This window comes from Qipengyuania proteolytica (assembly GCF_019711565.1).
In the GTDB taxonomy this organism is placed as follows: Bacteria; Pseudomonadota; Alphaproteobacteria; order Sphingomonadales; family Sphingomonadaceae; genus Qipengyuania; species Qipengyuania proteolytica.
The window spans coordinates 137,451-152,828 of record NZ_JAIGNN010000002.1; the positions used below are offsets into that span (position 1 = coordinate 137,451).

Genomic DNA, 15,378 nt, shown 5'->3' on the forward strand with positions numbered 1-15,378 from the left:
CAACTGCTAGATTACAGGAATTAGCCACGTGGCCCAAATCCGCCATGCCTTGAACACCAGGCGCGAAGACGATTTTGCGGCGTGGTACCAGGAAGTCATCAGCGCCGCCGGCATGGCCGAGGAATCGGGCGTGCGCGGGTGCATGGTCATCAAGCCGTGGGGCTTCGGCATCTGGGAACGCATGCAGCGACTGCTCGACGACCGGATCAAGGCGACCGGTCACGAAAACTGCTATTTCCCGATCTTCATCCCGCTGTCCAACTTCGAGCGCGAGGCGGAGCATGTCGAAGGCTTCGCCAAGGAAATGGCGGTCGTCACCCATCATCGCCTGATCGCCGGGCCAGATGGCGGGCTCGTGCCCGATCCCGAAGCGAAGCTGGAAGAGCCGCTGGTCGTGCGGCCGACCTCGGAAACGATCATCGGCGACGCGATGGCGCGCTGGGTACAGTCGTGGCGCGACCTGCCTTTGAAGCTCAACCAGTGGGCCAATGTCGTTCGCTGGGAAATGCGCACGCGCATGTTCCTGCGGACCAGCGAATTCCTCTGGCAGGAAGGCCACACCGCCCACGCGGACGAGGCCGAGGCCAAGGAGCACACGCTTACCATGCTCGAAGTCTATCGCGCCTTCGCGGACGAGGACCTCGCGCTTGCAGTCGTCGCGGGAGAAAAGCCGGAGAACGAGCGCTTCCCGGGCGCTGTCGAAACCTGGTCGATCGAAGCGATGATGCAGGATGGCAAAGCGCTTCAGGCAGGCACCAGCCACTATCTCGGCACCAATTTCGCGCAGGCCAGCGGCATCAAGTTCCAGAACAAGGAGGGCAGCGAAAGCCTCGCCCATACGACCAGCTGGGGCGTTTCGACCCGCATGGTCGGCGGTGTCATCATGACCCACGGCGACGACGACGGACTGCGGCTGCCACCTGCAATCGCGCCGCAGCAGGTCGTGATCCTGCCGATGCTGCGCGACAAGCCCGAAGACCAGGAGCTCATCGATTATTGCGAAGGCCTGCGCGCCACACTTGCGGGCCATCGCGTGCTTGGCGAACCGCTTCGCGTGATGCTCGATACCAAGCCGGGCAAGGCGGCACAGAAGCGCTGGGACTATGTCCGCAAGGGCGTACCCGTGATCATCGAGGTCGGTGGCCGCGACATGGAAAGCGGCGTCGTCAGCATGCTGCGCCGCGACCGCCTGTGGGAAACCGAAACCGGCAAGCCTGCCTTCCAGATGCCGACCCGCGAAGTCGCCGGGCAGACCATCCCCGACGTCCTCGCCGATATCCAGAGCGCGCTGCTGGTCGAAGCCCAGGATCGCCGCGATGCGAACATCACCCGCGGCGTGACCGACTTCGCCGAGGTCGAGCAGCATTTTGCAGGCACGAAGTATCCTGGCTGGGTCGAGGTGCAGTGGTCGAAGCCGACCGGTGACGCACTCGACAAGGTCGTCGAGCGCCTGAAGGAGCATAAGCTCACCATCCGCAACGTGCCGATCGGTTCGGCTCCCGCGAACGGTCCCTGCATCTTCACTGGCGAAAAGGCCGTCGAGCGCGTGCTATTGGCCAAGGCTTACTAGCTTGATTTGAGGGCGGGTTTGGCCGAGAGCTTCGGCCATGAAGAAACTCGCCCTTATCTCCTCCCTCCTCGCAACGCCACTCGCAGCGCAGGAGGCCGATCCGGCCGCCGGCGTTTCGCAAGAGCGCCTGCGGGCCGATATCGACACTCTGGTCGCTTGTCGGAACGCGCCACACGCTGTCCGAGCAGGACAATCCCACGCGCGGGATTGGCGCAGCGGTCGATTGGGGGCTCGCGGAATTCGGGCGTATCTCGGCCGAATGCGGCGACTGCCTCGAAATCGTCGCTCCGGAGCGGATGGTCTCGGGCGCGCGCATTCCAGAGCCCGTTCGCTTGCGTAACGCCGTCGCGATCCAGCGCGGGACCGAACGGCCGAACGAAGTCGTGATCGTGCAGGCGCATATCGACAGCCGCGGCTCCGATCCGCTCGACTGGAAGGTGGACGCACCGGGCGCCAATGACGACGGGTCGGGCACCGTGCTTGTGCTAGAGGCCGCCCGGCAGCTTTCCACGCGAAGCTATCCCGTGACCATCGTTTACGCGCTGCTGTCGGGCGAGGAGCAGGGCCTTTATGGCGGCCGCCTGATGGCCGATTACGCCGCCGAGCAGGGATGGGACGTCAAGGCGGTCCTCAACAACGACATCGTCGGCGGTTCGTGCGGCAGCGACGGCTATTGCGACGACCAGCATGTGCGCGTCTTTTCGGAAGGGCCGCGGGCCGACCTGACCGACGATCTGCGCGCTGCGCAACGCCGCGAGGGCGGGGAGAACGACACGCCGAGCCGCAACCTTTCGCGCTGGCTCGACGGGCTGGCCGACAAGGCCGCGGGCGGGCTGGACGTCCGCCAGATCTGGCGCACCGACCGGATGGGGCGCGGCGGCGACCAGATCCCTTTCCTCGAGAAAGGCTATCCCGCCGTGCGGATCACCGTCGCCGTCGAGGATTACGAGCACCAGCACCAGGACCTGCGAACCGAGGGCGCGACCGTTTATGGCGACACGCCGGAAGAGATGGATTTTCCCTATCTGGCCAAGGTGACCCAGTTCAACATCCGCGCCCTCGACAAGCTGGCGCGCACGCCCGCACCGCCGGTCCCCAGCGCCGAGGCCGCTGTCCGCACCGACACGCTACTCGAATGGCAGGGCGTGAAGGGCGCAACCTATTATGTCATCGCGAAGCGGCGTACCGACGAAAGCTCATGGCGCGAGGGCGAAGCGACGATCCTGACCTTCGAAACACCGGTCGGCGAACCGGAACCCATGGAACAGCGGCGCATCAGCAATGTGCAGCCCGTGCGCGGGGATGACTGGATCTTCGGCGTTGCAGCGTGCACTTTCGGTGCCATCTGCAGCCCGTTCGCCAGCGCCGTGCCGGCTGGCCAATTCGCACCAGTCGCGAAGGCCGAGGATGACAGCGAGTAGGCGCTTCCCCATATAGGGACGCATGACAAAACAGAACAAACATCGGCAGCCGAAAGGTATGCCGAGCACAGAACAGATACTCGAATTCATCCAGACGTCCGATACGCCCGCAGGCAAGCGGGAAATCGCCAAGGCCTTCGGCCTCAAGGGGCAGGAAAAGATAGCGCTGAAAAAGCGCCTCAAGGACATGGCCGAGGAAGGCCTGATCGACGGCAAGCGCACTGCCTATCACCGGATGGGCGGCGTACCGAAGGTCACCGTGCTCAAGATCGTCGCCATCGAGGATGGCGAACCCATCGCCGAGCCCGAGAACTGGTCCCCCGACAGCAAGGACAAGCCGCCCCGCCTCGTCGTCAAGGAAGGCAAGAAGATGGCCGCGCTCAAGCGTGGCGACCGCATCCTTGCCCGTAACGAGGAGACGGCAAACGGCTGGCAGGCCATCCCGATCAAGAAGCTCCCGGCGCGCACCGAGGGCCTGATGGGTGTCGTCGAAAAGGACGGCAGCGGACAGTACTGGCTGGCCCCGGTCGACAAGCGGGTACGCGATTCCGCCCCCATCGGCGACGTCGGGGAAGCGCAGGAAGGCGAACTCGTCCTTGCCGAGCGCATGGGCAAATCGCCGCGCTCCAAGGTCAAGGTCGTCGAGGTTATCGGCGATCCGCTCGCCCCCAAGGCTTTCAGCCTCATCGCCATCGCCAAGCACGGCATCCCGCATATCTTCCCGCAGGAGGCCATCCAGGAAGCCGAGCGCGCGGTCGACCTGCCGCTTTCGCCCGACCACCGCGAGGACCTGCGCGAAGTGCCGATCGTCGCCATCGACCCCGCCGATGCGCGCGACCATGACGATGCGATCTGGGCCGAGCCCGATGGCGAGGGGGGCTATCGCGCCATCGTCGCCATTGCCGACGTCAGCTATTACGTACGGCCCGGGGGCCAGCTCGACCGCGAGGCCAGGAAACGGGGCAATTCGGTCTATTTCCCCGACCGCGTCGTGCCGATGCTGCCAGAGGTGCTGAGCGCCGATGTTTGCAGTCTCAAGCAGGATGTCGACCGCGCGGTGATGGCCTGCCACCTGCACATCGACACCGAGGGCAAGGTCACCAAGTGGCGCTTCACCCGCGCCATCGTGAGACTGGCGCGGAATATCGCCTACGAGGACGCACAGGCAGCCATCGACGCGGGCGATGCACCGGACTACCTGGTCAATCTCTGGGGCGCCTGGAAGCTCCTGTTCAAGGCCCGCGAGGCGCGCGATCCGCTCGACCTCGAACTGCCCGAACGGCAGGTGAAGCTGAACGACGCGGGCCAGATCGAGGAAATCGCCGTGCGCGAACGGCTCGAGGCGCACCGCGTGGTCGAGGACTTCATGATCGCTGCCAATGTCGCGGCGGCCAAGGCGCTCGAGGCCAAGACCGCGCCGGTAGTTTATCGCATTCACGAAACGCCGAGCCGCGACAAGCTGCTGGCGCTGCGGGATTACCTGCAGTCGCAGGGCAAGAAGCTGGCGCTTGGGCAGGTCATCACCCCCGGCCTGTTCAACCGCATGCTCAAAGACATTGCCGATCTGGCCGAGAAGGCGCTGATCATGGAGGCGGTGCTGCGCAGCCAGATGCAGGCTTATTATGGCCCGGCGAAGGAGGGCCACTTCGGCCTCGCGCTCGGCAGCTATGCCCATTTCACCTCGCCGATCAGGCGTTATGCGGACCTGCTGGTGCACCGCGCGCTGGTCGACGCCTACAAGCTCGAGCAGCCCAAGCCCGACAAGCGCCTCGACCTGCCCGAAGCGACCGGCCTGTCGGACCGCGACAAGACCGCGCTGCACCAGATCACCGATGCCATCAGCCAGACCGAGCGCCGTGCGATGGAAGCCGAGCGCGATACGATCGACCGCTATGTCGCCGCCTGGCTCTCGGGCCGCGTGGGCGAGACTTTCGACACGCGTATTACCGGCGTCCAGAGCTTCGGCTTCTTCGCCACGATCGACAAGCTGGGCGGCGACGGCCTCGTCCCGGTCAGCACGCTGGGCCGCGAATATTACCGCTACGACGAAAAGGCGCAGAAGCTGATCGGCGAGCAGAGCGGCACGGTCTACGCCGTCGGCGACCGGCTCAAGCTCAAGCTGGCGGAAGCCAATGCGCTGACCGGCGCGCTCAAGTTCGAAGTACCCGACAGCGACGGCTCGGCAATCGAGAAACGCGGTGATCGCCAGGCGCCCAAAAAGCGCACCCACCAGAAGAAGGGGCCGCAAAAGGGGCCAAAGAAAGGGACCGGCGCCCCGCGCCAGTCACACGATCAGGGCAAGCGCGGCCGCCCGGGCAATATCCGCCACCAGGGGCGCGGCAAGAAGCGCTAGGCGAGGGCGTCGATATCCTCGCGGCTCAAACCGCCGGGGATCAGGTAGAGCGGGCAGGGCAGGCTGCCCGCATGCGCCGAGAAGTGGTTGACGAGCGGGCCGGAGTTCCCCTCCGCGCTCGTCGCCAGCACCAGAGCGGCGATATTGCCGTGCTCCTCGATATACTTGCGGATCACGTCCGCCGGTGGCCCGGGGCGCACGGCGATGGTCGGCATCTTGCCCATCTCGCCGAAGATATTGCCCGCGGCATTGTTGGCGATCACCTCGGCCCGCTGGCGCGCTTCCTGTTCGATCGTCGCCTGCACCCCGCCGAAGGCGTTGAAGGTCTGCTGCGGCACCAGCGCGAGGATGTGGACCGCCCCGCCGGTCTTGTAGGCGCGTAGCGAGGCGAAGCGCAGCGCCTGCTTCGCTTCCTCGGTCTCGTCCATCACGACAAGGTAGATGCGCATGTGTGTCCCCTCGGCTCCCGTGAGGTGGGCCTATCTTGTAATTCGTATTCTGCGCAAGGACCTTGCTTGCGCACGCCAATTTGGCCAGAGGTTCCAGCGCACACTCTCCCCAGCGAGGACGTAACGTCAGAACCATGCCCACGCCGATCAAGATGCCCGCCCTGTCGCCCACCATGGAGGAGGGCACGCTCGCCAAGTGGCTGGTGAAACCGGGCGACACGGTGAGCGCCGGGGACATCATGGCCGAGATCGAGACCGACAAGGCGACTATGGAATTCGAAGCCGTGGACGAGGGCACGATCGCCTCGATCGCGGTCGAGGAAGGGACCGAAGGCGTGAAGGTCGGCACCGTCATCGCCATGCTCGCGGAAGAGGGCGAGGACGTGAGCGAGGCTGCTGCGGCGGCTCCTGCAACCGAAGAGGCGAAGGCGGAACCCAAGGCCGAAGCAGCACCGGCCCCGACGCCAGCGGCGAAACCGGCACCGGCACCGGCAGCCGCCGCCGCGGCGCCAAAGGCATCGGGCGACCGCATTCTCGCCTCGCCGCTCGCCAAGCGCATTGCCGAGCAGAAGGGCATCGACCTTGCGAGCCTGAAGGGCAGCGGCCCCAATGGCCGTATCGTGAAGGCCGATGTCGAGGGCGCGCAGCCGGGTGCTGGGCCTGCGAAGTCCGAAGCTGCCGCTCCTGCCCCAGCCGCGCCGGCCAAGCCCGCAACCTTGGGCGGCGATCTCGATGCGCCGTACGAAGCGCAGAAGCTCAACAATGTCCGCAAGGTCATCGCGCGCCGCCTGACCGAGGCGAAGCAGACGATCCCGCATATCTACCTCACCGTCGATGTGCGCCTCGATGCGCTGCTCAAGCTGCGCGGCGAGCTCAACAAGAGCCTCGAAGCAGACGGCGTGAAGCTGTCGGTCAACGACTTGCTGATCAAGGCGCTGGCCCGCGCGCTCCAGCGGGTGCCCAAGTGCAATGTCAGCTTCCAGGGCGACGAGCTGTTCCAGTTTGCCCGCGAGGATATCTCGGTCGCCGTGGCTGCGCCTTCGGGCCTCATCACGCCGATCATCCGCGATGCGGGCCGCAAGGGCCTCGCGCAGATCAGCACCGAGATGAAGGAGCTGGCGGGCAAGGCCAAGGACGGCAAGCTGCAGCCGCATGAATTCCAGGGCGGCACCGCTTCGCTCTCCAACCTCGGCATGTTCGGCACCAAGCAGTTCGACGCGGTCATCAACCCGCCGCAGGCGATGATCCTCGCCGTCGGCGCGGGCGAGCAGCGTCCGTGGGTGATCGACGGAGCACTGGGCGTCGCCACCGTGATGAGCGCCACCGGCAGCTTCGACCATCGCGCCATCGACGGCGCCGACGGCGCAGCGCTGATGCAGGCGTTCCAGCAGCTGGTCGAGAACCCGATGGGGCTGGTGGTTTGAGAGAAACTCGGGACGAGTCTCAACTATGAAAACATTCTTGGGGATCGTTCTGATCTTGGCGGGCGTCGGGGCGGCCTTGCTCACGGGGCTTGCGTACTTCGTGCAATTGATGGCTGCGCATAATGGTGGTGATGCCTTGAAAGGCATTTTTGGCGGAATCGTCATCGCCCTATTGCTGGGCGCAGCTGGAATATGGTTGATCCGCAATTGACGCCTGACCGCCCCCCTCAAATCCGCGTCACCGCCATGCCGACCGACCTCAACCCCTATGGCGGGGTGTTCGGCGGGTGGCTGATGAGCCAGATGGCGCTCGGCGCGGGTTCGCTCGCGAGCCGCGAGGGCAAGGGCAAAGCGGTGGTCGTCTCGGCAACCGACTTCGCTTTCCCCGGCGCGATGCAGGTGGGCGACGAGCTTTCGGTCTATTGCGAGATCGCGGCGAGGGGGAACACCTCGCTCACCATCACTGCCGAAGCCATCGCCCGCGAACGCAATGGCGAGGCCGAAACCAAGGTTGCGCAGGGCACTTTCAAATTCGTGCTTCTGGACGAGGAAAACAAGCCGCGCGCGGTGAATGCCGCCGCGCTTTCGGTAAATGATTAGAGAGACCTATGGCTGATACTTCATACGACGTCATCGTGCTTGGCAGTGGACCCGGCGGCTATGTCGCGGCGATCCGCTGCGCGCAGCTGGGCCTGAAGACCGCCATCGTCGAGCGCGAACTGCTCGGCGGCATCTGCCTAAACTGGGGCTGCATCCCGACCAAGGCGCTGCTGCGTTCGGCCGAGATCCTCCACTATGCGCAGCATGCGAGCGACTACGGCTTGAAGATCGCAGGGAAGATCGAGGCGGACCTCGAGGCCGTGGTGAAGCGCAGCCGCGGCGTTGCCAAGCAGCTCAACCAGGGCGTCACGCACCTGATGAAGAAGAACAAGATCACGGTGCACATGGGTGAGGGCACGCTGACCGGCCCGACCAGCCTCACCGTGAAGGGTGAGAAGGGCGAGGAGAAACTGACCGCCAAGCACGTCATCGTCGCCACCGGCGCACGTGCGCGCGACCTTCCTTTTGCTCCGGCGGACGGTAAGCGCGTGTGGACCTATCGCCACGCCATGACGCCGCCTGAAATGCCCAAGAAGCTGCTGGTGATCGGGTCGGGTGCGATCGGTATCGAGTTCGCCAGCTTCTACAACGACATGGGCTGCGACGTGACCGTTGTCGAAATGCTCGACCGGATCGTGCCGGTCGAGGACAAGGATGTCTCCGCCTTCCTCGAGAAGAGCCTGAGCAAGCAGGGCATGACCATCATGACCGGCGCAGGTGTCGAGGCGCTCACCGTTTCGGACAAGGGTGTGAAGGCGAAGATCAAGGCCAAGGACGGCAAGGTCTCCGAAACCGAGTTCACCCATTGCATCACCGCCATCGGCATCGTCCCGAACACCGAGAACATCGGGCTCGAGAAGCTGGTCGAGATGGACCGCGGCTTCATCCAGATCGATCCCTATGGCCGCACCAAGGCGAAGGGCCTCTGGGCCATCGGCGACTGCACTCCGGGCCCATGGCTCGCGCACAAGGCGAGCCATGAAGGCGTCACCACCGCCGAGGCAATTGCCAAGGAACTCGGCAACAAGGACGTCCAGCCGCATCCGCTCGACCGCAACAACATCCCGGGCTGCACCTATTGCCACCCGCAGATCGCCAGCGTCGGCATGACCGAGGCCAAGGCCAAGGAAGCGGGCTACGAGGTCAAGGCCGGCACCTTCCCCTTCATCGGCAACGGCAAGGCCATCGCGCTGGGCGAGGCGGAAGGCTTCGTGAAGACCGTGTTCGATGCCAAGACCGGCGAACTGCTCGGCGCGCACATGGTCGGCGCGGAGGTGACCGAGATGATCCAGGGCTTCGTCGTCGGCAAGACGCTGGAGACGACGGAAGCGGAACTGATGAACACCGTCTTCCCGCACCCGACGATCAGCGAAAGCATGCACGAAAGCGTTCTTGCGAGCCACGGGCGGGCATTGCACATCTAGGGCGGTGCGATAGGGAGGGGCGATGACCGGTTTCCTGATCCTCGCCTTCCTGCTCCTGATCGCAGGGGTGGTGGCGGTGCCGCTGGCGAGCCGGTTCGGGCTCGGCTCGGTGCTGGGCTACCTTCTTGCAGGGATGGCGATCAGCCCGCTGCTGGGCGCGCTCAGGGTCGACGTCGAGGCGCTGCAGGTCTTCGCCGAGTTCGGCGTGGTGATGATGCTGTTTATCGTCGGGCTTGAGCTTGAGCCTAAACGGCTGTGGGAGATGCGCGGCAAGCTGCTGGGGCTGGGTGGAGGACAGGTCCTTCTCACCACGCTGGCGCTTGCCGGCCTCAGCGTCGTCAGCGGCTATCCGTGGCAGACCGCGCTCGCGATCGGCATGATACTCGCGCTCTCCTCGACCGCGATCATCGTGCAGACGCTCACCGAGAAGAACCTGCTCAGGAGCGAGGGCGGGGAGGCGAGCTTCTCGGTGCTGCTGGTGCAGGACGTCGCGGTCATCCCGATCCTGGCGCTGATCCCGCTGCTGGCCTTGCCGGAACTTGCCGCCGCGGCCGCCGGGCACGCTGGCGAAGGCGCGCATGGCGGGCTCGACCTGACCGAACACATGACCGGCTGGCTGGCCGCCATCGTGCGGATCGCGGCGGTCGGCGCGGTGATCGCCATCGGGATCTATGCCATCCGTCCGCTGTTCCGTTACATCGCCGCAGCGAACCTGCGCGAGCTCTTCACGGCTGCCGCGCTGGTCGTGGTGATCGGCATCGCCCTGATGATGTCGCTCGTCGGCCTGTCGCCGGCACTCGGTGCGTTCGTCGCGGGCGTCGTGCTCGCGACCAGCGAATACCGGCACGAGCTCGAAAGCGACATCAACCCGTTCAAGGGCCTGCTGCTCGGCCTCTTCTTCATCACGGTCGGCGCTGGCATCGACTTCGGCCTTGCGGCCGAACGGATGGACGAGGTGCTCTTCTGGGCCGCGATCACCATTGCCGCGAAGTTCGCGGTCCTGATGCTGGTCGGCTGGTCCTACGGCCTGCGCCGCGAATCGCTGTGGCTGTTCGCGCTCAGCCTCCCGCAGGCGGGCGAGTTCGCTTTCGTCCTCATCTCCTTTGCGCTCGGCAATGCGGTGCTGGGGACCGAACTCGCCGATCTCCTGCTGTTGATCGTTGCGCTGACCATGCTGGTGACGCCGCTGCTGTTCATCCTCTACGACAAGGTCATCGCCCACGCCTATTGCAGCAATCGGGAGATGCGCGAGGCCGACAGCATCGAGGAAGAGAACGCGATCATCATCGCCGGGCGGGGCCGGGTCGGCGGGATCGTTGACCGCATGCTCGATGCCGCCGGCCACCATGCGACCGTCATCGATTACAACAGCCAGCATCTCGAGAACCTCAAGAAGTTCGGCGTGAAGACCTATTTCGGCGATGCCACCCGGCCGGACCTGCTCGCCAGCGCCGGGATCGACCGGGCGAAAATCCTCGTCGTGGCGCTCGACGAACGCGAGCAGATCGACAAGCTTGTCCGCTATGCCTGCGAGATGTTCCCGAATCTGCATGTCGTCGCGCGGGCGAAAGACCGCGATCACGTCTATCACCTGTGGGCGATGGGTTGCCGCGACATCATCCGCGAAACCTACGACAGCGCGCTGCGCATGGGTCGCTCGGTCTATGAGGCGCTGGGTCATGACCGGCAGGCGGCCAATGCGATGGTCGACGCCTGGGAGGAAATGGACCGCACCTCGATGCGGGAGATCGCGGACGTCTACCGCCTCGACATCCCGCCTTACGAAAACGAGGAACTGCTCGCGAAAATCCGCGAGCTGAAGGCCGAATGGGACCCGAAACTGCGGGACGCGATGGACCAGATCGCATCGAGAGGGAGCTGACGTGACACAGGGCACCCATCTTTACATCCCCGACGCCCGCAACGAGACGGTCGTCATCGACATCAACGGCGACCATTTCCCCCGTCCCGACGCGAAGATCAGCGTCTTCGACAGCGGCTTCATGCTCGGCGACGGCGTATGGGAGGGGATCCGCCTGCACGCGGGCCGGCTCGCATTTCTCGACCGGCATCTCGACCGCCTCTATCGCGGGGCCAAGGCGATCCACATGGACGTGGGGATCGACCGGGCGGAACTCGAACGGCGGCTCTACGCGGTACTCGACGCCAACGGCATGACGGGCGACGGGGTCCACATCCGCCTGATGGTGACGCGCGGCATCCGCTCCACGCCCTATCAGGACCCGCGGGTCGTCGTCTCGCCCGCCACCATCGTGATCATTCCGGAATGGAAGGAGCCCGCCCCGGAAACGGCCACGCGCATGCTCAAGCTCGCAACCGTGCATGTGCGGCGCGGCTATCCCGACGTGCAGGACCCGATGCTGAATTCGCACAGCAAGCTCAATTGCATCACCGCCTGCATCCAGGCCGCACAGGCCGGCGCGGACGAAGGGCTGATGCTTGATCCCCATGGCTTCGTCGCGACCTGCAACTCGACGCATTTCTTCATCGCCAGGGACGGGGAAGTCTGGACCTCCAGCGGCGACTATTGCCTCGACGGGATCACCCGCGGCGTCGTGATCGAGGTGGCCAGGGAAGACGGGATCACGGTACGCGAGCGCAATTTCTCGCTCACGCACGTCTATGGCGCGGACGAAGCCTTCACCACCGGGACCTTCGCCGGCGTTGCCCCGGTCGGCGCGGTGGACGGTCGCGTGCTGGGGGATCAGCGCGGGCCGATGGTCGAGCGATTGCAGCAGCTGTATCTCGAACGGCTTGCCAAGGACGTAGGGGGCAGATCACGCCCATGACGATCCGCATCGCCATGTGGTCGGGACCGCGCAACATCTCGACCGCCATGATGCGCAGCTTCGGCGCGCGGGCCGATTGCGCGGTGTCGGACGAGCCCTTCTACGGCGCTTACCTCAAGGCAACCGGAGAGCCGCATCCGATGGCGGCGGAAACCATCGCCGCGATGGATTGCGACTGGCATTCGGTGCTGGCGACGCAATCGGGCAGGGCCCCGGGCGGTGCGCCGCTCTGGTACCAGAAACATATGCCGCATCACATGGTCGGCCCGCTGTCGATCGCGGACATGCCGAAGCATCGGCACGCCTTCCTGATCCGCGCGCCCGAGCGTGTGGTTGCGAGCTACCAGAAGAAGAACGAGCTCCGCCGCGCGGAAATGCTCGGTTTCGCGCAGATGCGCCGCTATTTCGACTTCGAACTCGAACGGTCCAGATCTGTCCCGCCGGTGGTGGATTCGGACGATATCCTCGCCGATCCCGCAGGCGTGCTGGCCAGGCTGTGCGAGGCGCTGGACATTGCGTGGGATCCGGCGATGCTGTCCTGGGAGAAGGGGCCGCTACCAGAAGACGGCATCTGGGGCGCGCATTGGTACGATGCGGTCAATGCGTCGACCGGGTTCGGCAAAGCTCCCGCAAACATGCCGCAGCTGGAAGGCGACTTCGCCGCCGTAGCCGAGCAGTGCCGGGCGGATTACGAGGCGCTCGCCAGATACAGGATACGGCCTGTCTGAATTCTCTTCGCCCCACCGCAACCCACCGGCCACTCGTGCATTGCGGGATGAGAGGAGAGCATCATGGAATACGAAATCGACGACCAGCCCCAAGGCGACCATGACGATGCCGAAGCACGCCGGGATGGCGGCATCGTCGAAGATCACATCGCATTGAAAAATCAGTCCAGCGTAAACCCCGAGGATTACCCGGTCTCCCAGCGCAAGGATCAATCCTTGGTCAGGACGGAAGTGGACGAGCAGGCGTAGCTGGCGGACAGGGTGGGATTGGCCTTTGGCCGTCTCCGGCGCTGTGCGCCTGCGACTCCGAACCATGCGTTCGTCCACCACACGCTATCCGCCGTCGAATCCGGCCAAATGGCCGGATTGGCTGGCGGACAGGGTGGGATTCGAACCCACGGTGGGCTTGCACCCACGGCGGTTTTCAAGACCGCTGCATTCAACCGCTCTGCCACCTGTCCGCGCGCCTGTCGCAGCTAGCCGCAGGTCCGCGCCTTGTCACGCCCGAGAATAGCCAGAACGAAATTTCGCTGCGACACGCGACACTTGCCATTCATACTCGGTCTGCGACAATCGGCTCATGAAATTTCCCAATCTCTCGATCATCCTTGCCGCACTCTGTCTCTCTTTGCCGGCAGGGCCCGCCGCCGCGCAAACCGACCTTTCGTTCGATGCCTATCTTCAACTGCTGATGGCGAGGGCAAGGGCTGAAGGCGTTTCCGAGAGCACGCTCCAGCGGATGACAGCGGGACTAGAACCGAATTCGCGCGTCATTTCGCTTGATCGCAGCCAGCCGGGCACGCCCACGAGCAGCGGCTATCCGCCGCTTGCGCCCTATATCGCTACGCATGTCGACGATGCGCGCATTGCGGGCGGACGCCGGGCATTCTCGAACTACAGCGGCCGGCTGCGGGCGATCGAGCGCGAATATGGCGTACCGGGCGAAATCCTGACCGCGATCTGGGGCCACGAAACCGCCTATGGTGCGGTCAAAGGCGGCTTCGACCTTTCGCAGGCGCTTGCGACACTAGCGTGGGAAGGCCGCCGCCGCGATCTCTTCGCATCCGAATGGGTCGCGCTCATGAAGGTCGCCGACAAGGGCTATTCGCGGAGCGATCTCAAGGGCAGCTGGGCGGGGGCTTTCGGCAATCCGCAGTTCCTGCCGTCGGTCTATCTGCGCCTTGCCGCAGACGGCGATGGCGACGGGCGCGCGGACATCATGAACAATGGCTCTGATGCGCTGGCATCGATTGCCAACTACTTCCGCGATTCCGGCTGGCGTACGGGACAGCCGTGGGGAGTGCGCGCCTATATCCCCGCCGGCTTCGACATCGACGCGTACCGCACCAAGATTCGAGCACCGGTTTGCGAGCGCGTTCACGAGCGTCACAGTGTCTACAAGACTGTAGCGGAATGGCGCGCGTTGGGCGTCCAGCCCCAGCGCCCCCTTGCGCCCGACGTCCAGGCAACGCTGTTTCAGCCTGACGGACCGGGCGCACCTGCCTGGCTGTTAACGTCGAATTATCGGGTCATCCTCGAATACAACTGCTCCAACTACTATGCGATGAGTGTGGGGCTCCTTGCCGATGAGATTGCGCGCTGAAATGAGGGTCGGAGCCGCGGCGCTCGCTGGCGTCCTCTTGCTCGGTGCGTGCGCCTCGCAGGCGCGGGATGCGACTGCGCAGGCGCCGCTCGACCCCTATGGCCCTGCGGGTGACTACCCGGTAGTCCTCGGCGAGCCCTTCGTCATCGACGGGGAGACGTTCACGCCGTTCGATGTGATGAATTACGACCGGGTTGGCTATCTCGCCGAAGATGATGGCACGGCCGCAGGCATAACGGGTGCCCACAAGACCCTGCCGCTCCCCAGCTATGTCGAGGTAACGTCGCTCGAAACGGGTCGGACGATCCTCGTGCGGCTCGAACGGCGGGGGCCGATGACCAGCGATCGGCTCATTGCACTGTCGCCCGAGGCGCTCGCCCAGCTCGGCGAAGGGGAGGGTGCGGCCATTCGCATGCGCCGCGTGAACCCGCCGGAGGAGCATCGCGCCAAACTGCGCGCAGGGGAGCAGGCACCGCTGCGGATGGATACACCGCAGGGGTTGCTCGAAGTCCTCAAGCGCAAGTTGCCGGAAGCCGGATCGGTCTCCCTCGGCGATCCCCGGCAGGCTACCGTGAGCGGCCAGATTCCGACCGCGAGCGTGATTGCCTCGATCGATCCCTCGCAAGACCTGCCGGTCGGTGACGTAGCGCAGGACGAAGAGGCTCCCGTCCCGACTCCCGTTGAGCCTGCCGCGTCAGCCGAACCGGCAGCCTCGCCTGCGGAAACTGCGGAATCGCAGGTCGAATCCGGTGAGACGCCAACTGCGACACCGCCCGCAGACCAGGGCCGATTCACGGTCCAGCTCGGCGCCTTCTCGGTCGAGGCGAATGCCGCCGCGCTCGCACGGAGAGTGGATGGCTTCGTCGTCAGCGCCGGCAAGTTTTCGCTCGTGAGGGTCGGGCCCTACTCAAGCCGTGGACAGGCGGCCGAGGCGCTCGCAAAGCTGCGCGCTCAAGGCTATAGCGACGCCCTGATCAAGACCACTGACTGACATGC

Annotated in this window: 14 protein-coding genes and 1 tRNA gene; 13 read left to right on the top strand and 2 right to left on the bottom strand. The window is 65.0% G+C overall.

From position 1 onward, the window contains the following. The first annotated feature begins 28 nt into the window (after positions 1–28). The 3 genes from proS (at position 29) to rnr (ending at position 5,344) form a co-directional block, all read left to right on the top strand. Positions 29–1,570: a proline--tRNA ligase gene (proS, locus tag K3172_RS09550; protein ID WP_221589465.1), complete on the top strand. Its 1,542-nt coding sequence runs from the start codon at positions 29–31 to the stop codon at positions 1,568–1,570. 332 nt (positions 1,571–1,902) lie between these two features. Further along, the gene (locus K3172_RS09555) at positions 1,903–2,991 is read left to right on the top strand and encodes a M20/M25/M40 family metallo-hydrolase (RefSeq protein ID WP_345725635.1); all 1,089 of its coding nucleotides are present in this window, start codon (positions 1,903–1,905) and stop codon (positions 2,989–2,991) included. A gap of 58 nt (positions 2,992–3,049) precedes the next feature. Further along, positions 3,050–5,344, top strand: a complete 2,295-nt coding sequence (rnr, locus tag K3172_RS09560) for a ribonuclease R (RefSeq protein WP_221589467.1) — start codon at positions 3,050–3,052, stop codon at positions 5,342–5,344. Here rnr and K3172_RS09565 read toward each other — a convergent pair. Then, positions 5,341–5,793: a universal stress protein gene (locus K3172_RS09565; protein WP_221589469.1), complete on the bottom strand. Its 453-nt coding sequence runs from the start codon at positions 5,791–5,793 to the stop codon at positions 5,341–5,343. The genes rnr and K3172_RS09565 overlap by 4 nt on opposite strands. Positions 5,794–5,927: 134 nt before the next feature. Between K3172_RS09565 and K3172_RS09570 the strand changes: the two genes are divergently transcribed. From K3172_RS09570 to K3172_RS09605, 8 genes are all read left to right on the top strand, one after another. Then, on the top strand, positions 5,928–7,217 hold the full coding sequence (locus tag K3172_RS09570) for a pyruvate dehydrogenase complex dihydrolipoamide acetyltransferase (RefSeq protein ID WP_221589471.1): 1,290 nt from the start codon (positions 5,928–5,930) through the stop codon (positions 7,215–7,217). Positions 7,218–7,242: 25 nt separating this feature from the next. Then, positions 7,243–7,428 (top strand): hypothetical protein, encoded by a 186-nt coding sequence (locus tag K3172_RS09575; RefSeq protein ID WP_221589473.1) that lies wholly within the window; start codon positions 7,243–7,245, stop codon positions 7,426–7,428. Between the two features lie 35 nt (positions 7,429–7,463). Then, positions 7,464–7,817, top strand: coding sequence for an acyl-CoA thioesterase (locus K3172_RS09580; RefSeq protein WP_221591089.1), 354 nt, complete (start codon positions 7,464–7,466; stop codon positions 7,815–7,817). 8 nt (positions 7,818–7,825) lie between these two features. After that, positions 7,826–9,241, top strand: a complete 1,416-nt coding sequence (gene lpdA, locus K3172_RS09585) for a dihydrolipoyl dehydrogenase (RefSeq protein WP_221589475.1) — start codon at positions 7,826–7,828, stop codon at positions 9,239–9,241. A gap of 22 nt (positions 9,242–9,263) precedes the next feature. Beyond that, complete coding sequence (locus K3172_RS09590; protein WP_221589477.1) at positions 9,264–11,123, top strand: cation:proton antiporter domain-containing protein; 1,860 nt, start codon at positions 9,264–9,266, stop codon at positions 11,121–11,123. A gap of 1 nt (position 11,124) precedes the next feature. Continuing rightward, positions 11,125–12,051, top strand: coding sequence for an aminotransferase class IV (locus K3172_RS09595; protein ID WP_221589479.1), 927 nt, complete (start codon positions 11,125–11,127; stop codon positions 12,049–12,051). Next, a complete protein-coding gene (locus K3172_RS09600) occupies positions 12,048–12,779 on the top strand; it encodes a sulfotransferase-like domain-containing protein (protein WP_221589480.1) in 732 nt (243 codons plus the stop codon). Before K3172_RS09595 ends, K3172_RS09600 begins: the two co-directional genes overlap by 4 nt. Before the next feature lie 63 nt (positions 12,780–12,842). After that, positions 12,843–13,028 (top strand): hypothetical protein, encoded by a 186-nt coding sequence (locus K3172_RS09605; RefSeq protein WP_221589482.1) that lies wholly within the window; start codon positions 12,843–12,845, stop codon positions 13,026–13,028. Positions 13,029–13,150: 122 nt separating this feature from the next. On the opposite strand, the gene K3172_RS09610 is transcribed toward K3172_RS09605, so the two are convergent. Further along, positions 13,151–13,240, bottom strand: a tRNA-Ser gene (locus K3172_RS09610). A 119-nt stretch (positions 13,241–13,359) separates the two neighbouring features. Here K3172_RS09610 and K3172_RS09615 point away from each other — a divergent pair. Together K3172_RS09615 and K3172_RS09620 are read left to right on the top strand one after the other, a co-directional pair. Next, on the top strand, positions 13,360–14,382 hold the full coding sequence (locus K3172_RS09615; RefSeq protein WP_221589484.1) for a lytic murein transglycosylase: 1,023 nt from the start codon (positions 13,360–13,362) through the stop codon (positions 14,380–14,382). A 1-nt stretch (position 14,383) separates the two neighbouring features. Continuing rightward, entirely contained in the window at positions 14,384–15,373 is a 990-nt protein-coding gene (locus K3172_RS09620) for an SPOR domain-containing protein (RefSeq protein WP_221589485.1), read from the top strand. Positions 15,374–15,378 lie beyond the last annotated feature (5 nt).